The following is a 20,240-nucleotide window of genomic DNA, read 5'->3' as shown; positions in this document are numbered from 1 at the left end:
TTTATAGGAGCGGATACAAAAGGGACTTACGAGGTAATAATTGGTACTGATTCGCAAGCTCAAAGCGGGGAAGCAGATTTTGTTTCGGCATTAATAGTTCACAAAAAAGGTAGGGGAGGCATATATTTTTGGAGCAGACAAAAGGTTGAAAATCTTCACAATCTTAAACAGAGAATCTGGCAAGAAGCTTTGATTTCTCTTAGCGTTGCGGAAAAGTTAGTAGGGGATTTTGCGGCTATCGGACTGTTCGATTTAGATTTGGAAATACACGTAGATGTTGGACCAAATGGGCCAACTAGGGAGATGATTGCAGACGTTGTTGGGATGATTAGGGCAAATGGGTTTAGAGTCGCTACAAAGCCCGCTAGTTGGGGCGCTTCACACGTAGCTGACAGACATGTGTAGACACATGTCTGCGCTCCTCGTTCATAAATTTGGTTCGCCATTTTAACAAAATTTATTCACTGCAGGGCTAACGCCACGTTTAGTTTTTATTTTTAAATATCAGTTTTGTCGGATATACAAGAAAACGGTTCACCAAAACAAAAGCCCACGTCAAACGCGATGGGCTTCTGTTTTCTAGTATTCAATTGTTAAGTTTGTCATTCTGGAGCGAAGCGATAGAATCTAGATCTTTCACTCCGTTCAGGATGACATGTTACCTGCGGGCTTTTCGTTCTCGTGTCGACTTCTTTTTCGTGGTTTTTCTTGATGTTGGCTTTGGTGTTTTTGTTGTTGCTGACGTTGATTCTTTCTCGTCTTCGTCTTTGGTGTACCACCATGCAGCGAGGATAACGAGGGCTACTACTACCAGAATTATCAAAGCTGTGTTTTTGTCAAAGCTTGTTGCTTGGGCTGGAAGCGGGCTGGCAACCTGCGCACTTTTGAATTTAATAGTCACAACTTCTGGAGGGTTTAGGGACGTGTGATTATTGTTTACAAGTTCCGCTCGCAGCGTGTGGTCTCCGTAGGGAACATCGGAGTACGTAAAGCTGTCACTAGTTAATTTAACCGCGGATTCTTTAGTTGGGTTTTGATCGTCGAGCCAAAGATGTATGTGTCCCTGGCCTCTTTTAACAGTAGCGTTTTGCTGGTAGTCTACTATTTCGAAGTTTTCTGTAGAAATTAAGACTGGAATTCTGTTTCCATATATAGTTTGGCTGTCTGCAGGGGTTACTACTTTAAGTACCGGCGCGTTTGTTTGGGCAATTACGGTTGAAGTAGTGAGTAGGGTGAAAGCCCCAAGGGTTAATGCGATTGTCTTTGCTTGATTCATCTTGATAATAACAAAAGACATTCTATGTCAGTAGCTGTAAAGGGTGTCAATAGTGATTTATTTTTACCCGGATGAAGCCAAAATCGGAGTACAATTTAACCTCAGCTGGCAAACTTTTAAAAAAAGTGCTAATTTAAAAAATTAATTTGGGAAAGATTCGGGTAGAAAATTTTCGCAAAGTTTGACGGATTTCCCTTTTTCTTCGCAAAATTTTTTCTTGATATATAATTAGAAAACTGATGACAGAAGAAATACGCAACGTTATTATCGTGGGTTCCGGTCCGGCGGCATTAACCGCTGCCCTTTATAATTCGCGGGCAAATTTGAAACCGCTTTTATTTGCTGGAAGTGCATGGGGTGGGCAATTAATGTTGACAACGGATGTCGAGAATTATCCTGGATTCCCGGAAGGGATTTTGGGTCCCGAGTTAATGAAAAAATTTCGCGACCAGGCCGAAAGATTCGGGACGGAAATAATAGATACGGAAGCGACAGGAGTGGATTTTAAAAAGAGACCATTTGGTGTTACGGCAGGTGGAAAAACGTATAGCGCAAAATCGGTAATTATTGCAACTGGAGCAGAAACTAATTGGTTGGGGCTTCCCAATGAAAAGAAATTAATTGGACGTGGGATTTCTTCTTGCGCGCCGTGTGACGCATTTTTCTTCCGCGACAAAAAAGTAATTGTAGTTGGAGGGGGAGACAGTGCGATGGAAGAGGCGCTCACTCTAACTAAATTTGCGAGTGAGGTGGCAATTATTCACAGAAGAGATGAATTCCGGGCTTCTAAAATAATGCTGGATAGGGCGAAGAAGAATGACAAAATTAAATTTATCACAGATACGGTTGTGACCGATGTTTTAGGAGAAGCTAAGGTTGAGGGAGTTAAGACTAAAAACGTAAAAACTGATGTTGAATCAGAAATTACAATCGACGGAATGTTTGTGGCGATTGGTCATTCACCCGTAACGAAGATTTTTGAGGGGCAAATCGAACTGGATGAAAAAGGTTATGTTAAAAAAATGGAAAATGGGATGAACTTTAGGATGATGACCTCTGTCGAAGGCGTTTTTGTTGCCGGCGACGTTCACGACTTCCATTACAAGCAAGCAGTGACTGCAGCAGGGTTTGGCTGCCAAGCAGCACTAGAAGTAGAACGCTGGATCGAGATGAATGAGTAATTGTGATGTGCTATGATGTTTTTTGATGGCAGAAGGATCAAGCCCCGAGTTAAGACCAAAAGCAAATTCTTCCACAGAAGCATCAAATTCTTTTTTACAAAGTCTTAGTAAGGATATGTCTTCTGCTAAGGACGCCAACACTTCGGCCATTATTAGTGCGGCAAAACTAATTCGAGATAACAGGAAAAAAGTTATTTCTATGGAGGGCGTACTTATTGGTGGTGCAATTTTAGGTGGGGCAAGTGGTCATGTTCCTGAGGGTATTTTGGCCGCAAGCGCTTATACCGGCTCACAGGTTTTGTTCTTTCATGCGGGAGCGGAATCTGTCGGGTTTTTAGAAAAGATTGCTAAAAAGTTTAGAAGAAGTAGAGAGAGCAATCCTAATCCCAGAAGTGGTACTTAAATTTTATGGACAAGGGACCTGCCAATGTAGTTAAAAATGTTTTGGAGATTGTTGGTTATGAAGGAGATAAGGACAGATTTGCCGAAGAGTTTTTGATTTTGTGCGAAGATAAGGTCCTTGGTGAGATGACCAGTTCTATGCCTAATGATAAAAAGGAAGAGTTGGCAAAAAAACTTTCGGCCGAGACGGATCCCGTTAAAACCCTTTCCATTTTGAGAGAATATATTGATCCAGAAGAATATAAACGGCGTTTAAAGAGCGTATCAGAAGAAATATTTGCTGCTTATTTTCGACAGGTAATGCCGAGTTTGTCGACAGACCAGAAAAAGCAAATCGAAGGGTATATGAAGTCGTTCAATAACACTCCGGCTTAGTTTTGATTTATTGACTATCTCTATTAATTCTATTAAACTTCTACAGATTTAGTGGTAGTTTACTTATGTTTAGACTTTCTACAAAAGCAGACTATGGTTTAATACTTCTTTCTTCCCTTAAACACTCAAAGGGCGGGAACATTTCGATTGCAACGATAGCTTCTAAAAACCAGATTTCTCCTAAATTTTTATCTCAAATTGCAAGTGAGTTGAAAAAAGCCGGTGTTTTATCTTCGAAAGAAGGGATACGCGGTGGCTACAGGCTGGCAAAAAAGCCGGAAAATATAAAGATTTTGGATGTTTTGCAGATTTTGGATGGTGACTTGGTAAAAGGGGAATGTTTCGACGACGATCATGAGTGTAATTGCGGTGGACGCGACATGTGGATGGAAATGAAAGAACAGCTTGAGGCAACAATTAGGGAAAAAACTGTCGCAGACTTGGTGGCATAAGAATTATCTATGGGAGAAAAAGATAAAAACTCGAATGGTGAAATAACGTTTCAAGAAGCGCTCGGAAAAAAGGTTCTGGGCTGGCTAAAGGATTATCAAGATGGCAAAGTTCCTATTGACGTTGACCCACAGCAAGAAATGCTTATTTTTAGTGGTGTGAGTTTCTTAATTAGGGCTATTGAAACTGGTGACATTCGACTTGAGGCATTCCAGACATCTCCAGCCGAACCCGTAAGTACATCTGTCTACATGAACAAGAAGAAAGCTATTCATGTGATTAATATCCCTCCTGGTTTAATGGTAAACCCCGAGGATCATGTAAGAGAACAATTTATTAAAGATATACCTGGTTTGGTTGACTCCATTAGCTTTCAGAGAAGGAGATTGATAGATATGGGTTATGAATTTTTGAATAGTGATCATTGGAGAAAGTTGAGACAGACATGACAAAATATTGGCTTTTAGTTACAGATCCGAACAATTTTGAGGTAATGAAAGCGAAAAATATCGCGGCGATGAAGGCGAGGAGAAAGAACTTTGCCGAAAAAGTCGAACCGGGAGACAAAGTTGTGTTTTATCTGACGAAGATTGGGAAGTTTGGTGGGGTGGCGGAGTTTAAATCCAAGTCTAAATACGATGAAAAGAAAATGTTTCCTGTAGAAAAACCGGGGGAGACTCACCCGTGGAGATTTGATATTAAGTTCGAAGTGAAATTGCCGGAGGATAAGTATGTAAGTGCGGAGGAATTTAAAGAAAAGCTTGTTTATTTAAAAAAATGGCCTGCAAAATATTGGAAATTAGGCTTTCAAGGAAACATCCACGAAATTCCAAAAGAAGATTACGAAACATTAAATAAATGACTGAAACCGGGAGCTTCGATGCAAAAGATAGGATACATTTTACTGATCTTCAATCGGCTCGCCAAAGGGAAGCGCAACTGGCGTTTTGGAAATCTGTTCAGCAAAAAGCCGAAGAAAGAGGTCTTAAGCCTTTTCTTCCATCCGTTTGGGTCGGTCATGATTATGAAGAGGGTACGCTTCCCCAAAGATTTTTAGTAGAGAAAAGAGAAGATGATGGCTTAGAAGGCGAGTTTGACGAGTACACTTTAGGTTTTCCAATCGATGGACCTGAACAATTACTGGAAGCTCTAAGAGTACTGGCCACAGTTTTTAATGGGCGAGAGGATTTTGAAGATCAGGGAATAAGCGCAAATGATCTTATTGGGTTACTCCAAAGATTAACAGGAAAGGCTGCCGGCAATGCTTAAGGTTAAGAATTTGAAAGCTTCGATTGTAGATAAAGAGATCTTAAAGGGTGTTGACCTTTCGGTTGGTAGCGGCCAGCTACACGTGATTATGGGACCAAACGGAAGTGGAAAATCGACTTTGTCTCAAGTTATAGCAGGGCACCCTTCTTATGTAGTTAATGGGGGAACCATCAGCGTTAACGGAAAGAGGGTTAACAAGCTAACACCCGACAAGAGGGCAAAATTAGGCGTGTTTTTGGGGTTTCAGCACCCTGTTGAAGTTCCGGGAGTATCAGTTTTTAGCTTTCTCAGAAAAGCTCGGCAGGGTGTCATTCTGAGCGAAGCGAAGAATCTCAGAAATGGAAAAGGCAAGATCCTTCACTCCGTTCAGGATGACAAGGGTTTGTCCAAGTTAGCTGAGTTTAGGCAAGAGCTCCTTGAATACGCTTCTTCTTTAAAGTTTTCAGATGATTTCTTGAGACGGAGTTTGAATGAGGGGTTTAGCGGGGGAGAGAAAAAGAGGAATGAGATTTTGCAGATGATGGCTTTGAAGCCAAAACTTGTTATTTTGGACGAAATTGACAGCGGTTTGGATATTGATGCTTTGAGATTGGTAGCTGAGGCAATTAAAAAGTTTCGACGCGAAAATCCAAAATCTTCTGTTGTGTTGATTACTCATTACGCTCGGATTCTTAAATATTTAAAGGCGGATTTTGTGCATGTGATGGTCGACGGGAAGATTATTAAATCCGGAAAGCAGAAATTGGCGCAAGAAATTGAAGAGGATGGTTATCAAAAGTTCCAAGCAGATCGTCATCCTGGAGTGGCAACGGCCACGATAGGATCTAAAGAAGAGATTCTATCGCTTCGCTCCAGAATGACAAAGAAAGGAGAACAATAATGGCGAGCAATGTAGTTTTACCGGTTTCTGATTATCGTTACGGGTTCTCCAAACCGGAGAACTATGTTTTTAAGAGCAAGAAGGGCTTGGACCGTGGAGTTGTGGAGCAAATTAGCGGAATGAAGAACGAGCCGCAATGGATGAGGGAGTTTCGACTGAGGGCTCTGGATATTTTTACGAGTAAAAGAATGCCAAATTGGGGAGCGAACCTTTCGACGATTAACTTCGACGATATTTATTACTACATAAAGCCTATGCAAAATCAGGGAAAGACGTGGGAAGACTTGCCTAAAGAAATCCTCGACACGTATAAGGCGATTGGAATTCCGGAGGCGGAAAAGAACTTTTTGGGTGGAGTTACCGCTCAGTATGAAAGCGAATCCGTTTATCATTCGTTTCAGAAAAAGTGGGAAGACATGGGCGTTATTTTTACGGACATGGATACAGGTCTTCGGGAATACGGTGATCTGGTTAAACAATATTTCGGCAGAAGTATTCCACCCGCGGACAACAAATTTGCTGCATTAAATAGCGCTGTTTGGTCCGGAGGTTCCTTTATATATGTACCGCCGGGGGTTAGCGTAGATATTCCGCTTCAGGCTTATTTTAGGATCAATGCTGCAAATATGGGGCAGTTTGAAAGAACGCTGATTATTGTAGATGAAGGCGCGTATGTTCACTACGTTGAAGGTTGTACGGCACCCGTTTACTCGACAGATTCCCTCCATGCCGCGGTCGTCGAGATCTTTGTAAAAAAGGGTGCAAGGTGCCGCTATACAACCATCCAAAACTGGTCGAATAACGTTTACAACTTGGTTACAAAGAGGGCTTTTGTCGAAGAAGAAGGAACAATGGAATGGGTGGACGGTAACTTGGGGAGTAAGATCACGATGAAATATCCAAGTTGCTATTTGGTTGGAAGAAAGGCGCGGGGAGAAGTATTATCTTTGGCTTTGGCAAACAGCGGACAACACCAGGATGCAGGAGGAAAGCTGATGTTTTTGGCGCCGGAAACGACAGGGGAAATAAATTCTAAATCTGTAAGCGTTGGAAGTGGAAGGACGAGTTATCGGGGTTTGGTTAAAGTAATTAAAAACGCGAAGGGAGTTAAATGTAATGTTCGTTGCGATGCGCTTTTGATCGCCCCCGCGTCTCGAAGTGATACATACCCGACGATGCAAGTAGATGAAGATGACGTGACGATTGGACACGAAGCTAGCGTCAGTAGAGTTGGTGCTGAGCAGCTTTTCTATTTGATGAGCAGAGGTTTGACGGAAGTTGAAGCTACTTCTTTAATCGTAAATGGGTTCATCGAACCAATCGTCAAAGAGATTCCCTTGGAGTATGCCGTGGAGTTAAATCGGCTAATTCAACTAAATATGGAGGGGAGTGTTGGATGACGCCGGATATGGATGCTGGGGTTGTTCTGGGTGAGGCCGAAATGATTCTAGCGAGGCGAGGTTTCCAAGACGTTTTCCTATCGGCGGAATCAATGAGTTTTATAGGTACGAACGTTGCTTTAGCTATGTACAGACCTGGGACAAGGAACTTCGAGGATATACATAGAAAGTTTCAATTTTTTTCTAAGCCTAAAGGAGAAGGATACACTGCGGGGAAGGTGAAGCTAAACTTTGGCCAGATCGATTCAATTGGACAATTTATGTTCGGAATTGCAATTAAAGAGATAGAAGCCGGAAGAGAATTTCACGATTTTGTAGAAGACGCTGCTAGGGGTTTCTCGGAATTGAACCAGTCTTATTTTGACCAGGGAGGAATGGATAACGTTGAGTTGAGAGAAGCATTTGAGGATTTGAGAAAAGAGGCGGCATGAAGTTAATTAAGGTTGGAGAAAATCAGAAAAAGTTGATTGCTCTCGACTTATCTGTAGATAAAACTTTGGATGTTATTTTGGCGGGAGAAAATGCGGAAGTGGAGGTTGTAGGGCTAGTTTTGGGCACAGGAACGGATGAAAGATCACTCGATGCGAACATAGTTCATGCTGCGCCAAATACAAAATCGAACGTAAATGTGCGGGCGGTTTTAAAAAACAGATCGACTTTTGCTTTCCGGGGAATGGTCAGGATAGAAAACGGGGCGAAGGGGTCGGACGCGTACTTGAGGAGTGACGCGCTTTTGTTTGATGACGCGAAAATGGGGGATGACACACCAGCCCTTGAGATTCTGGAGCAGGACGTTAAAGCAGGGCATGCCGCGACTGTAGGTAAAGTGGACGAACAGATGATTTTTTATTTAATGAGCCGAGGACTAAGTAGATCTCAAGCCGAAAAGATGCTGATTCAGGGATTTATAAATCCAATTCAGGAAAAGTTAGGGAAACCCGCCCGATCTTACTTTGGCACTTCAGATTCTGTTCGAAAACGTGCCAAAGAGCGATCTTTGGCGGGTGACAATGGAGGTGACCTCATTGTCAAAAGTTAAAGTTGCGACAATTTCGGAAGTAGAAAAAGGGAAAGTGAAGCAGGTCAAAATTGGTGATGATTTGGTCGCTTTGTACCATACAGCTAGCGATGAGTGGTACGCGACAAGCGATATTTGTACTCACGAAGAGTGTAATTTGAGTTACGAAGGCGGCAAATTGTCCGATTATGAGACGGAATGCGATTGTCATGGTTCGAGGTTTGATATTAGAACAGGAAAAGTTTTACTGCCTCCAGCATTTGAGGATCTGAAAACGTACAAGGTATTTGTGGAAAACGATGATGTATATGTCGAAACTTAAGGTAGAAGTCACCCTAAAATGAATTCCCAACAAATTTTAAAAGATTTTCCAATTCTGGAGCGTAAGGTTAATGGCAAAAGGCTGGTTTATCTGGATAGTGCCGCGACAAGCCAGAAGCCAAAACAAGTGCTTGAAATGATTCAGCATTACTACACGAGCCATAATGCAAACGTTCATCGAGGAATTCATACTCTTTCCGTGGAAGCGACCGAAGAATACGAACTTGCAAGAAAAAGAGTCGCGGAATTTGTGGGCGTAAAAGACGTTGCAGAGATTATTTTTGTTAGGAACGCGACGGAAGCGATTAATTTGGTTGCTTACAGTTGGGGAAGACTGAATATCGAAAAAGATGACGAGATAGTTTTAACGGTTGCGGAACATCATTCTAATTTTGTTGTTTGGCAGCAGTTGGCGATAGAAAATGGGGCGGTTTTGAAAATAGTACCCGTAGATGAAAATGGGGAAGTTGATTTAGTTGCTTTTAAAGGAGCACTGACAAAAAAGACAAAACTGGTCACATTTTTCCATGTATCTAATGTTCTTGGAACAATCAATGATGTTCATCGTTTATCGTTAATTGTTCATCGGGGAGCTCCGAGGGCGAAGGTCTTGATTGATGGAGCGCAAGCGGTTCCACATATGAAAGTCGACATTCCAAAATTGGGTGCAGATTTTTATGTTTTTACGGGACACAAAATGTTGGGGCCAACGGGAATAGGGGTTTTGTGGGGGAAGAGGCAACTTTTAGAGGAGATGCCCCCGTTTTTGTTTGGAGGAGAAATGATTTCGGAAGTTGAATTCGATAAATCGAGCTGGAATGAATTACCTTGGAAGTTCGAGGCTGGGACGCCAAATATTGCAGGAGCAGTAGCGTTGGGGGAGGCTACAGAATACCTCAATGCGATTGGTATGAGTAAGGTGAGGGACCACGAAATGGAGCTGACCCAATACACTATTGAAAAATTATCAAAGATTTCGGAAGTTATAATTTTGGGCCCGAAAGATGTTAAAAAACGAGGTGGAGTGGTTGCTTTTAATGTTGGGAAGATACATGCGCATGATGTGGCGTCGATTCTTGATTCTGAAGGGATTGCCATTAGGTCCGGTCATCACTGTGCTCAACCTTTGATGAGATTTTTGGGAATTTCTTCTGCAGCGAGGGCAAGTTTTTATATCTACAACACAAAAGAAGACGTCGATGCGCTCTTTGAAGGTATTTTAAAGGTACTTGCAACCTTCAAAATAAATCCGAAATACGAAGCACGAAATCCGAAACAAACTCGAATGACAAAAGCTAAAAATTCAAAACATTTAGAAAATTTGAGAATTTGAAAATTGTTCCGTGTTTCGATATGGTCGCGTTTTCTATCGAAAAACGAAATTCGAGTTTAATATGAATGATTTATATCGGGAAGAAATACTTGAACATTGGCAGAATCCTTTGAATTTTGGAGTGATGAGAGGTGCTGATTTAGTCGTGGATCAGGTAAATCCATTATGTGGGGACGAGTTGACTTTGTTTTTTAAAATCAACAAAGGGAAGATTGCAGACATTTCGTTTATTGGCAATGGCTGCGCCATCTCGATTGCATCGGCGTCGATTCTTTCGGATAATGTTAAAGGTAAATCTGTCAGAACCGTTTCTAAACTTATCGGAGACGATGTTTTGGAAATGCTTGGTGGACCAGTTGCACCGGCAAGGTTAAAGTGTGCCTTTTTGGCACTGGAAGCGCTTCGGAAAGTAACGAATATGAGCGAATTGCCTGCAAAGCAGGCTACAAATTTGAATGAATGATATTAGTTTAAATTAGTTAATACCGAAGGTATGAAGAAGTGGAAAATTACTGTAGATCGGGATTTGTGCATAGGCGCTGCAAGCTGTGTTGCTTTGGCGATGAAAACTTTTGCACTCGATTCTGAAAATAAAGCGGTTGTTTTGGAGGGTGAGGGTGATCCGCCGGAAATGATAAAACTTGCTGCGGAATCATGCCCAACAAAAGCGATTATTCTGGTTGACGAAGAAACCGGAGAACAAGAATACCCCTGACCGACTATGTCGGTAATTTCAATTAAGTACCAATAATACCAATTACAAATTTTGAAATGCTAGAATATTGATATGAGCGACGAGGAAAAGAGCGTAGCGAAACCTATTCGGGGAGAATTTTTAAGAGAAATTGTTTTTGGCGCAAACGACGGAGTAGTGACTTCGATCGGTTTTCTTGTAGGTATTGCAGGAGCAGTTAGCGACCAAACTATAGTTGTAATTGCCGGGGCGTTAACCATTATTGCAGGTGGAGCATCTATGGCGCTGGGAAATTATCTGGCTGTTAAATCTCAAAGGGAATTTTATGAATCTAAAGAAGAAGCTCACAGCGAAAATAATCCAATTATTTCGGGCGTAATTATCGGCGCCTTTTATTTATTGGGAGGATTTCCGCCGCTTCTACCTTTTATTCTTTTTAGACCAGCTACTCGAGCTCTTATTATGTCGATTATTGTTGCCATTATAGTTATGGGACTGATTGGTTTTATGAGATGGACATTAAATAGAAGAAACTTGGGTGGGAAGATTGGCGAGACAATAATTGTTGGAATAATTGCCGCGGGTATTGGATTTCTCGCGGGCGAAGTTCTTAATTACCTCGGCCTTAGTGCCGCTATTTAATTTCATGAATGTTGACTTCTTAATAATAGGCGGGTCTGCCGCAGGAACTACGGCTGCAGAAGTTATTCGTGGACTCTCTCCTGATTCTACTATCACAATTATCGAGGACGAAGATCACGAACAATACTCCAGAGTTCTGCTTCCACATTATATTCGGGGAAAAGTTACCCGCGAACAGGTTTTTTTGAAAAAGCCTGAGTGGTACACGGATAAGAAAATAGATCTTTTGAAAGGTGTAAAAGCGGTTAAACTCGATCCTCAGAATCACAAAGTTGTTGATGATAAAGGTGATGAATATCAGTATGGGAAATTGTTGATAGCAGTTGGAGGACGGGTGATACCATTTGAAGTAGCTGGTGCGGATCTTGCAAACATTTTATACATGAGGACGGTTGATGATGCTGACAAGATAATTAATGCAGCTAAAAAGAGTCAAAGGGGTGTGATTATTGGAGGAGGATTTATAGGTCTTGAGTTTGCGAGTTGTTTCAAATTAAATGGGGTTTCTGACGTTACAATTTTGGTAAGAGAAAAGTATTTTTGGGAAGGGAAATTGGACGAAGATTCGAGCAGGGTTTTGGTTGCTGTTTTGGAGCGAAATGGAGTCAAGGTTTTGACGGGAAAAGAAGTCGAAAGGTTTGAACCTTCTTCCAGTCATTCTCGGCTAGACCCTGAATTTCCTGACAAAATAGATTCCCGCTTTCGCGGGAATGACAACTCAGACAAAAGAGTGGGTGCGGTGGTAACTAAATCGGGTAAGAGGCTTGATGCGCAGGTTGTTGGGATTGGGGTTGGAATCAGGCCAAATCTTGAATGGCTTGAGGGTTCGGGGATAGAAATTGGACGTGCGATTAAAACTAACGAGTATTTGGAGACGAATTTGCCTGATGTTTTTGCTGCAGGGGACTGTGCAGAGTTTAATGATGTGATTTTTGAAAGGCAGCATGTTCTTGGCAATTGGGCGAATGCTACAAATCAGGGAAATATTGTAGGAAAGAATATGGGAGGTCAAAGGACAATTTTTGAGACAGCGTCTTCATATTCGATTAACTTTTTTGATGGTGCGTGTTCCTTCATGGGGGTGACGGAAGCTGATTTCGCGGACGAAGTTGTTCCTAGGGGGTCGGTAGAAGCCGGGAAAATGACGCAAATTTACATCAAAACAATTGGTGGAGTGATGAGAATTGTTGGCGCGACGATCATTAATAATCCGATGGAAGTTTCGCCTCTGACAGCTGCTATAAAGTCAAAAACAGATATATCTGCTAACAAAGACAAGCTTGACGATCCCAGCTTTGACTTGAAAGACCTAGTTATTAATTCCTAAAGGATTTGCGATTCTTACCTGTAACTTAGTAAGCTGGATATAGAGGTGCCACAAGCGCCTCTTTTTAAAGTGAAGATATTTATTGCTTCTGACCATGCAGGCTTTGAGCTTAAAAGAGCTTTGATTGACCATCTTAAGTTGAAAGGTCACGACGTAGAGGATTGTGGGGCGAAAACTTTTGACAAGGATGACGATTATCCTGACTTTATTTACCCATGTGCTCAGAAAGTTGTTTCTAATCCGGGCTCTTTCGGAATAATACTTGGAGCAAGCGGCCAGGGAGAGGCGATAGTTGCAAACAAAGCAAAGGGCGCTCGAGCAGCGCTATTTTATGGGGGCAATTTGGATATTGTGAGACGATCGAAGGATCACAATGACTGCAATATCTTATCGCTCGGAGCAAGCTACTTGAGTGGGGATGAAGCAAAAGAAGCTGTTGATTTATGGCTCGAAACTCAATTTACCGGTGAAGAAAGACATGCAAGAAGGGTCGAGAAGATTGAGAGGGTTGATAGGGTCGAAAATGGTTAAACTGAAAGTTTTTTTTAAACCTACAAGAAAAATAGACCGTGACCTTGCGAAGTTAAATTTTCTTTTTATATTTGTATTTTTAAATATTTGGGATTTTGTGGTGAGTAGGCAAATATTTAATGCGATGACTTTAGGGTTAGTTATGTTTACGCCTGCAGCACTTTTGTGGTTTTATGGGACGTTTAGAGCAATTGCGCTTTTGACGCTTATTTCTATTTTTGAATTTGTCGTAATGGTCGTTTTTGTAATCGAAGGCTTCGAATTGGGTGGAGCTGCGAATACTTTGAAATCTGTTTTCTGGTTGCCTTATCTTCTAATGGCTGCTATAAACTGGGGCGTGGGCCTTAGGATTTACACTGCGTATAAACAACTCAAAAGCAAATGACCTCAAAGGATTGGCTTACTAAAGCGAGAGCTGAAAATTTCGCAATAGGTGCGTTTAATATAGATAACCTCGATATTTTAAAAGCTGTTTGCACGGCAGCAGTTTCGAGAAAATCTCCGATCATAGTCGAATTTTCCCAAGGAGAAGTTGATTATTTTGGGCTGGAAAATATAGTCGATTTGGTAAAAAACGCGCGGGAAGAATACAAGATTCCTCTGCTTTTGAATCTGGACCATTCAAAAAAATCAGAGCAAACCTTGAAGGTGATTGAGATCGGAGGATTTGATAACGTTCATTTTGACGGAAGCGATCTTGGTTTTGAAGAAAATATAGAAGAAGCTAAAAAAGTGGTTAGTGCTGCTCATGCAAAAGGTGTTTTGGTCGAAGGAGAGTTTAACAGAATTGCTGGTTCCAGCCAGGTGCACACAGAAGAGATTGATTTGGAAGAGCTCTCGAAATCGTACACAGATCCGAAAGGGGCTGCGGAATTTGTGACAAAGACGGGTGTGGATATTCTGGCGCCAATTTTTGGGAACGTTCACGGGACTTTTCCTATTGAGCCCGATTTAGACATGTCTCTTTTGAAGGAGATAAGAGAGGCGGTTGGAGATACTTTTATCGCGATGCATGGAGGTTCTGGAATTGCAGCAGACCAGGTAAAAGAGGCAATAAATGTGGGTGGAATAGTCAAGGTTAATGTGAATACAGAGTTGAGGAGCGCTTTTAAGGATGCGTTTTCTGAAAGTTTTGAAGAAAATCCAAAAGAATACGCTTATTATAATTTGACGCCAGACGTAATTTTGGCAATCGCTGCCGTGGTTGAAGCAAAAATTGACGTCTTTGGATCTGCCAACAGATTATAAATACCCATTACGGATAAAACTCCAAACAACAAATTCCAAATCTCAAACAAATTATAATGTTCAAAATAATAAATTCTAAATTTTAATTTAGAACATTCGTATTTAAATATTGTTTGATATTTTGGTGCTTGATGATTGGAATTTAATTGCAATTCTTGTTGCCAAAAATGATTCTATTTGTTAAATTAGTCAGAACGTAAAGTCGAGAGGAGGTGTTTGATATTCTTTATAAGAAAATTTCGATAATTGGTTTGGTAATCGTTCTTGGGCTCGTTCTTTCCGCTTGTAAGAAGACGAGTAATAATACGACCGTCGACTCTACACAAAATACATTCCCATCTAGTAACAATCAAAGCGACACCGGAGATTCACAAAGTATAACTATCGCGATGACGGATAGTGGTTTTTCATCTCAAAGCGCGAAGGTTAAATCTGGCGGGACGATAAACTGGGTTAACAATTCTTCAGCCACAATACAAGTAGCTTCGGATCCACACCCGACGCATACCGCAAATCGAGAGATTACGAATGGACAAGTGACAATTGTGCTTGCACCTGGCGAATCTTCTTCGGTTACAGTAACCAAAACAGGTAGCTGGGGATACCATGATCACTTGAATGCGAGCACGAAAGGTACGGTGGTTGTTGAATGAGAAGAGTTCCGATAGCCGTCTGGTTTATATTGCCGACTCTGGTGATTTTAGTTATAGGAATCTGGTTTTTTTCGAAAAACTCCACAAACACCAATGATGAATTGAAACCGGCTGAGGTTTCTAAGGAAGTTGAAGGAGTGCAAGTTTTTCCGATAGCAGGAAGAGAACATATTTCAGAAGCAACAAAATCTGCCGATTACAATTCTAACCCTCCAACGTCAGGCCAACATTGGTCTACTCCTGCCAAAAATGGTATTTACGAAACTGAACTTCCTGACGAGAGAGTGGTTCATAACTTGGAACATGGCAATATCTGGATTTCTTATAAGAAGGAAATCTCTGCTGATGTTTTGAACAAGCTGAAAGAAATCGTTAACAAGGATGACTGGAAAATGATTATGACGCCAAGAGAGGTTAATGATTCAAAAATCGTAGTAGCCGCTTGGGGAAGACTTCTTAAGATGGAGGAGCCGGATTATGTCAGGATTGAAGAGTTTATTAAAACGTACCGCAACCGAGGACCAGAAAATACTTCGGAGTAAGCTTTAGAGGGTTTTGTTTCTTTTTTTATTTTTCTCAACTAGCTTTGTGTATAGATTTTCGTAAGAGTCGACCATTTTCTTGATGCTGAATTTTTTCTCGACGTGGCTGCGGCAATCTCTTCTTTTGATTGATTTTACGTTTCTGATAGCTTTTATCATTTCTTTTTCTTTCTCGACGATAAAGCCGGTTTTTTTGTTAACGATTATTTCGGGAATTGAACCGCGTTTGTAAGCAATAACAGGACAACCGGTGGCCATTGCCTCTATTAAGGTCAAGCCGAATGGTTCTCTCCAGGTTACTGGATGGAGTAGGCAAAGAGCTTCTGACATCAGTTTATTTCTTTCGTTTTCTTCGACTTCGCCCAACCATCTGACGTTGCTTGAGGAGAGACGGGGGGCGACGTATTTATTGAAGTAGTCAAAGTCTATCTTGTCGAGTTTTGCGGCCATGATTAACTCTTTTCCAACAGCGTTTGCGATGTCGATTGCAATGTGGGCGCCTTTTTCTAGGGACATTCTACCCACAAAAAGGAGATAATCTTTTGGTTTAGGACCAAAAGGGAATTTTTTGACATCGATTCCGTGGTATATGTTGGCAACCCATTTAAGAGGAGGACCGTTAACCCTTTGAGCGCGGGAAATGGAAACGTATGGGAGTTTTGGATATTCTTCGAAGATAACTCGGTTTTCGGTATTGAAAGCGCCGTGAAGAGTGGTAACAGTCGGAGTTTTCGAAAAGTAGGCCGTTGGGAGAGGGAAGAAATCGAGATGGTTGTGGATGATGTCGAAATCGCCCGCGTTTTTGTAAGCTTTGGCGACGTTTAACATTGTGAAAGGTTTCTCGTCGGCAGTGTACATTTGGCGCAAAGAATGTGGGCTGGTTGCGACGAGTTTGGCTGAAGTTTGGGAGTCGCCGCTCGCAAAAAGGGTAACATCGTGGCCACGTTTTACGAGTTCTTCAGTTAGAAGATGGACTACTCTTTCCGTACCGCCGTATCTTCTAGGGGGTACGCTTTCAATTAGCGGAGATAGCTGTGCGATTCTCATTTAAAACTTAATGTACAATTATATACTTTTGAGGCAAAGATGAATTGACAATACCTTCTTGTTGATGATCTAATTTGTTTGTGGCTTATAAACTATTTAAAGAACCGCAAGCAAATTGGCGCGCTTATGTCGCGGAGGGAATCGGAACTTTTGTTTTTGTGTTCGTTTCGCTCCTTGCGGTACTCGTGAACATTTTCTATGGAGAATTAGGCGTGGTTGGGGTTGCGATCGCGACAGGCTTTGTGTATACTGCCATGGTTTTTGGGACGGTTCATCTCTCGGGTGGACATTTGAATCCCGCAATTACACTTGCACTTTGGCTTACAAGAAAGATAAACGGAGTTTCCGCAGTAATTTACATTCTCGCTCAAGTTACTGGAGGATTACTCGCAGCCCTGTTGCTATTTTTAATTTTTGGGCAAGAAGGATTGAAATTTTCTTTAGGTGCGCAAGTTACAGGCGGTGGCGTGAGTATGCAACTTGCGGTTATCGTTGAAGCAGTGCTTACCGCGATATTGGTCTTTGGATACTTTGCAACTTTAGTGGATAGGCGTGGCCCGGTTAGTTTTGGGCCGTTAGTTGTCGGGTTTACTGTTCTTTGTTCCTTTCTTGTCGCAAGTCCAATTTCCGGAGGTGTTTTAAACCCGGCTAAAGTAATTGGGGCATCTTTGATTTCCGGGTCCTACGGCGCACTGGTTGTATGGATAATAGGTCCTTTAACTGGTAGTTTGATGGGATTTGTTTATGATTTTGTGTTCGTAAAAAAATCGTCTCGATCCCGCTGACTCTTGCGTTCCAACTAGGTTCCAATTTCTGCTAAAATTACAGCACGATGTCTGTTGCCGATGATGCACCTCAACCTGGAGGTATTAATAGTCCACCAGCCGATCTTCCTGATGATAGCATTGGGCCTGTGGGTTCTTCCGGCAATAAAGAGCAAGAACCAACGCAAGCGCAAAGAGAAGAGGAAGCCGCGATGATTTCTGAGATAAAGAGCGTTTCGGAGGCTCAGGACAAAGAAGCGCTGGAAAAGGTTTTGAGTACGGTCCCAGAAGCGAAAGCTGCTGATTTTGATCCGGAACTTTCCCCGGAGGTTAAGGAAATGGGGGTAGTGAATCCAACTGAGGAAGCGAACGATGTTGTCAGGCAAGGTTCAACTCTGAACTTAAATTTTAGCGAAAATGAATACCAGGAAGGTAAGAAAACTAAAGTCGTCGGAAGTGTTAGTGATAAATCTATTATCGGAGTTTCTAGTCTTGCGGCGCTTGGGATAATGATAGGCAGATTAATTAAGATGGCACACAAACACGCCATGAAAATAGTATTTAGATCCTCCGTCGCTAAAGCTTCGGAGGACAAGAAGGAGTAAAAAATGCCGATTGATGAAGGATCAACTTCGTTAGGACAAATAGACGCAACGGGAGCTTTTCAATTATTTCTAAGCGCCCTAGGGTTTTTGGCGCTTATTTTGGTTGTTTTGGGCGGGATTACGTTTTTAATAGCCTGGGCCTGGATTATTTGGATGAGGAATAAAGATAGGGAAGCGAAATCTTTAGACTTCGTTTTGCTGCAGGTTGCCGTGCCTCGCGACAACGAAACCAAAATTGATGCTGCCGAGCAAATGTTTTCTTCTCTTGCCTCTATTTATAAAGGGGGGAATTTCTCTTTTTTGAAGCCTCAAGACCATTTTTCTTTTGAAATTGTAGCGCTGCCGGAGGAAATGAAATTTTATATTTCGTGTCCAAAATCGCTGCAGGATTTGGTCGAGAAACAAATTCATGGAGCGTATCCGGGTGCCGACGTAAGAGAAGTCGAGGAATACAATATATTTTCCGAAGAAGGAAAGCTTGCGTACGCTGCGCTGAAGCTTAAGAGTTCGAGCTATTATCCTATTAAAACTTACAAGGATTTGGTTACAGACCCTTTGGCGCAAATTACTTCTGCTCTTGCGAAGATGAACCCGGGTGAGGGTGCCGCAATTCAGATAATAGCTGTTCCTGCTGCAGGAAAGTGGAAAGCTGCGGGCAAAAAGTTTGTCTCCAAAACCAAACAGGCTGAACTTAAAAGTGAAGGCAAAAGTGTTCCAGACCCTAAGAAGATGGAAGCAGTCGAAAATAAGGTTTCAAAACCAGGATTTGAGGTTCTGGTCAGAATTGTAGTTTCTGCTAAGACTGAAGCTGAAGCAAAAGTTCATTTGGATAATATTAAATCGACGTTTGCGCAGTTTAGTTCGGAATACAACGGTTTCACTGGCGCCAAAATCAGATTTAAAAAGCAATTTCTTATCGATTTTGTTTACAGGTATCAACCGTTAATGGGCAAATTGGGTCTCTTGAATTCGGAAGAGTTGGCAACACTTTTCCACTTGCCAAATAAGGCCGTTGAGACACCAGGAATTTTCTGGGTAAATGCCAAACGTGCGCCAGCTCCAGCGCAAATTCCGGCTTCTGGGCTTCATCTTGGAAAGAGTGTTTACAGGGGGACCACGAAGGAAGTCTTTATTAGCGATGATGACAGGCGAAGACATATGTACATCATCGGAAAAACCGGAACCGGAAAGACCGAGACGTTGAAGTATTTGGCGATGCAGGATATTAAAGCTGGTCACGGTGTGGCGTTTATCGATCCTCACGGAGACGCGGCGGAGGATTTACTTTCACAAATTCCGCCGGAGAGAGCGGAAGATGTTATTTACTTTAACCCGGCAGACACCGAAAGACCGCTTGGAATGAACATGTTAGAAGCTTCGAGCGAGCAGGAAAAGCACTTTATCGCAAGCAATATCGTTGGTTTGATGTACAAACTTTATGATCCTCACAAGACGGGTATTATCGGTCCGAGGTTTGAGCACGCGATTAGAAACGCGATGCTTACCGTTATGTGTGAACCTGGAAATACGTTTGTTGAGATCGTGAGGATTTTGACTGATGCGCGGTTCGTGCAAGAGTTGTTACCTAAGGTCGAAGACCCGGTAGTCAGACGCTACTGGACGGATCAGATCGCGCAGACTACGGACTTCCACAAATCCGAGGTGTTAGACTACATCGTTTCCAAGTTTGGCAGATTCGTTACAGACAGAATGATGAGAAACATTATCGGGCAATCAAAAAGCGCGTTTTCCCTTCGTGATGTAATGGACAATAGAAAAATTCTTCTCGTTAACCTTTCAAAAGGAAGAATGGGGGAGGAGAATTCGAACTTCTTGGGTCTAGTTCTGGTGCCGAAAATCCTGGTTGCCGCTATGTCACGCCAGGATGTGCCGGAAGACCAAAGGCCCGACTTTTTCCTGTACGTTGACGAGTTCCAGAACTTTGCGACAGAAACTTTTGCCGACATTTTGGCAGAGGCTCGAAAATTCCACCTGAACCTTATTGTTGCCAATCAGTTTATCGGTCAGATCGAAGAAGAAGTTAAAAACGCAATTTTTGGTAACGTGGGTACGATTATGAGTTTTAGAATTGGTGTAACCGACGCGAATTACTTGCAGCACGAATTTACGCCTGTATTTAACGAAACAGATTTAATTAACGTTGAAAGATTCCAGGCTTATGTGAAGACTATTGTAAGGAATGAGCCTGTGCCGCCGTTTTCTTTGGATACGACGCGAGATATGAGTAAAACGGATAGTGACCCGAGAATCGCGGAGATGAT

At 42.1% G+C, this 20,240-nt stretch carries 27 protein-coding genes and 1 pseudogene; 26 read left to right on the top strand and 2 right to left on the bottom strand.

Translation table 11 applies throughout. The features are described 5' to 3' along the window. Positions 1-405, top strand: a 405-nt coding sequence (locus NUV69_00140) for a ribonuclease H-like YkuK family protein (GenBank protein MCR4324083.1), incomplete at its 5' end; no start/stop codon positions are given. Between the two features lie 253 nt (positions 406-658). Here NUV69_00140 and NUV69_00135 read toward each other — a convergent pair. Continuing rightward, on the bottom strand, positions 659-1,276 hold the full coding sequence (locus NUV69_00135; GenBank protein MCR4324082.1) for a hypothetical protein: 618 nt from the start codon (positions 1,274-1,276) through the stop codon (positions 659-661). A 239-nt stretch (positions 1,277-1,515) separates the two neighbouring features. Here NUV69_00135 and trxB point away from each other — a divergent pair, with 239 nt between their 5' ends. From trxB to NUV69_00025, 22 genes and pseudogenes are all read left to right on the top strand, one after another. After that, positions 1,516-2,457, top strand: coding sequence for a thioredoxin-disulfide reductase (gene trxB / locus NUV69_00130; protein ID MCR4324081.1), 942 nt, complete (start codon positions 1,516-1,518; stop codon positions 2,455-2,457). A gap of 25 nt (positions 2,458-2,482) precedes the next feature. Beyond that, on the top strand, positions 2,483-2,860 hold the full coding sequence (locus tag NUV69_00125) for a hypothetical protein (protein ID MCR4324080.1): 378 nt from the start codon (positions 2,483-2,485) through the stop codon (positions 2,858-2,860). A gap of 5 nt (positions 2,861-2,865) precedes the next feature. Beyond that, on the top strand, positions 2,866-3,234 hold the full coding sequence (locus NUV69_00120; protein MCR4324079.1) for a hypothetical protein: 369 nt from the start codon (positions 2,866-2,868) through the stop codon (positions 3,232-3,234). Positions 3,235-3,299: 65 nt separating this feature from the next. Then, entirely contained in the window at positions 3,300-3,686 is a 387-nt protein-coding gene (locus NUV69_00115) for an Rrf2 family transcriptional regulator (protein ID MCR4324078.1), read from the top strand. Between the two features lie 9 nt (positions 3,687-3,695). Then, positions 3,696-4,133 carry a hypothetical protein gene (locus NUV69_00110; protein ID MCR4324077.1) on the top strand — a complete coding sequence of 146 codons (438 nt, stop codon included), beginning with the start codon at positions 3,696-3,698 and terminating at the stop codon, positions 4,131-4,133. Then, positions 4,130-4,546 (top strand): EVE domain-containing protein, encoded by a 417-nt coding sequence (locus NUV69_00105; GenBank protein MCR4324076.1) that lies wholly within the window; start codon positions 4,130-4,132, stop codon positions 4,544-4,546. Before NUV69_00110 ends, NUV69_00105 begins: the two co-directional genes overlap by 4 nt. Next, complete coding sequence (locus NUV69_00100; GenBank protein ID MCR4324075.1) at positions 4,543-4,953, top strand: hypothetical protein; 411 nt, start codon at positions 4,543-4,545, stop codon at positions 4,951-4,953. The genes NUV69_00105 and NUV69_00100 overlap by 4 nt, the downstream gene beginning before the upstream one ends. Continuing rightward, positions 4,946-5,833, top strand: coding sequence for a Fe-S cluster assembly ATPase SufC (sufC, locus tag NUV69_00095; GenBank protein ID MCR4324074.1), 888 nt, complete (start codon positions 4,946-4,948; stop codon positions 5,831-5,833). Before NUV69_00100 ends, sufC begins: the two co-directional genes overlap by 8 nt. Further along, positions 5,833-7,233, top strand: a complete 1,401-nt coding sequence (sufB, locus tag NUV69_00090; GenBank protein ID MCR4324073.1) for a Fe-S cluster assembly protein SufB — start codon at positions 5,833-5,835, stop codon at positions 7,231-7,233. Before sufC ends, sufB begins: the two co-directional genes overlap by 1 nt. Before the next feature lie 8 nt (positions 7,234-7,241). After that, a complete protein-coding gene (locus tag NUV69_00085) occupies positions 7,242-7,664 on the top strand; it encodes a hypothetical protein (GenBank protein MCR4324072.1) in 423 nt (140 codons plus the stop codon). Then, positions 7,661-8,272: a SufD family Fe-S cluster assembly protein gene (locus NUV69_00080; GenBank protein ID MCR4324071.1), complete on the top strand. Its 612-nt coding sequence runs from the start codon at positions 7,661-7,663 to the stop codon at positions 8,270-8,272. Before NUV69_00085 ends, NUV69_00080 begins: the two co-directional genes overlap by 4 nt. After that, positions 8,259-8,573, top strand: a complete 315-nt coding sequence (locus NUV69_00075) for a non-heme iron oxygenase ferredoxin subunit (GenBank protein MCR4324070.1) — start codon at positions 8,259-8,261, stop codon at positions 8,571-8,573. Before NUV69_00080 ends, NUV69_00075 begins: the two co-directional genes overlap by 14 nt. 18 nt (positions 8,574-8,591) lie before the next feature. Then, a pseudogene (locus NUV69_00070) lies at positions 8,592-9,818 on the top strand (cysteine desulfurase). Positions 9,819-9,966: 148 nt separating this feature from the next. Continuing rightward, complete coding sequence (locus NUV69_00065; protein ID MCR4324069.1) at positions 9,967-10,368, top strand: iron-sulfur cluster assembly scaffold protein; 402 nt, start codon at positions 9,967-9,969, stop codon at positions 10,366-10,368. 30 nt (positions 10,369-10,398) lie between these two features. Then, on the top strand, positions 10,399-10,620 hold the full coding sequence (locus tag NUV69_00060; GenBank protein MCR4324068.1) for a ferredoxin: 222 nt from the start codon (positions 10,399-10,401) through the stop codon (positions 10,618-10,620). A 72-nt stretch (positions 10,621-10,692) separates the two neighbouring features. Further along, entirely contained in the window at positions 10,693-11,241 is a 549-nt protein-coding gene (locus tag NUV69_00055) for a VIT1/CCC1 transporter family protein (GenBank protein ID MCR4324067.1), read from the top strand. Positions 11,242-11,245: 4 nt separating this feature from the next. Beyond that, positions 11,246-12,568, top strand: coding sequence for an FAD-dependent oxidoreductase (locus tag NUV69_00050; GenBank protein ID MCR4324066.1), 1,323 nt, complete (start codon positions 11,246-11,248; stop codon positions 12,566-12,568). A 45-nt stretch (positions 12,569-12,613) separates the two neighbouring features. Continuing rightward, positions 12,614-13,099 (top strand): RpiB/LacA/LacB family sugar-phosphate isomerase, encoded by a 486-nt coding sequence (locus tag NUV69_00045; GenBank protein MCR4324065.1) that lies wholly within the window; start codon positions 12,614-12,616, stop codon positions 13,097-13,099. Further along, positions 13,092-13,484, top strand: a complete 393-nt coding sequence (locus NUV69_00040) for a hypothetical protein (protein ID MCR4324064.1) — start codon at positions 13,092-13,094, stop codon at positions 13,482-13,484. Before NUV69_00045 ends, NUV69_00040 begins: the two co-directional genes overlap by 8 nt. Beyond that, entirely contained in the window at positions 13,481-14,347 is an 867-nt protein-coding gene (locus NUV69_00035; GenBank protein MCR4324063.1) for a class II fructose-bisphosphate aldolase, read from the top strand. Before NUV69_00040 ends, NUV69_00035 begins: the two co-directional genes overlap by 4 nt. Positions 14,348-14,559: 212 nt before the next feature. Then, on the top strand, positions 14,560-15,000 hold the full coding sequence (locus NUV69_00030; GenBank protein ID MCR4324062.1) for a cupredoxin domain-containing protein: 441 nt from the start codon (positions 14,560-14,562) through the stop codon (positions 14,998-15,000). Next, positions 14,997-15,542, top strand: a complete 546-nt coding sequence (locus tag NUV69_00025) for a DUF3105 domain-containing protein (GenBank protein ID MCR4324061.1) — start codon at positions 14,997-14,999, stop codon at positions 15,540-15,542. The genes NUV69_00030 and NUV69_00025 overlap by 4 nt, the downstream gene beginning before the upstream one ends. Before the next feature lie 3 nt (positions 15,543-15,545). Here NUV69_00025 and NUV69_00020 read toward each other — a convergent pair whose 3' ends face one another. Continuing rightward, positions 15,546-16,589 carry a glycosyltransferase family 4 protein gene (locus tag NUV69_00020; protein MCR4324060.1) on the bottom strand — a complete coding sequence of 348 codons (1,044 nt, stop codon included), beginning with the start codon at positions 16,587-16,589 and terminating at the stop codon, positions 15,546-15,548. A gap of 80 nt (positions 16,590-16,669) precedes the next feature. Here NUV69_00020 and NUV69_00015 point away from each other — a divergent pair, with 80 nt between their 5' ends. The 3 genes from NUV69_00015 to NUV69_00005 all read left to right on the top strand — a co-directional run. Further along, positions 16,670-17,374: an aquaporin gene (locus tag NUV69_00015; GenBank protein ID MCR4324059.1), complete on the top strand. Its 705-nt coding sequence runs from the start codon at positions 16,670-16,672 to the stop codon at positions 17,372-17,374. A 47-nt stretch (positions 17,375-17,421) separates the two neighbouring features. Then, positions 17,422-17,958, top strand: a complete 537-nt coding sequence (locus tag NUV69_00010) for a hypothetical protein (GenBank protein MCR4324058.1) — start codon at positions 17,422-17,424, stop codon at positions 17,956-17,958. A gap of 3 nt (positions 17,959-17,961) precedes the next feature. Continuing rightward, the coding region (locus tag NUV69_00005) for a type IV secretion system DNA-binding domain-containing protein (protein MCR4324057.1) at positions 17,962-20,240 on the top strand (2,279 nt) is incomplete at its 3' end.

It is taken from the genome of Candidatus Curtissbacteria bacterium (assembly GCA_024654445.1).
Lineage (GTDB): Bacteria > Patescibacteriota > Microgenomatia > Curtissbacterales > GWA2-41-24 > JANLHP01.
The sequence above is the reverse complement of the archived record's forward strand: the minus strand, read 5'-3'. Positions and strand labels throughout refer to the sequence as shown.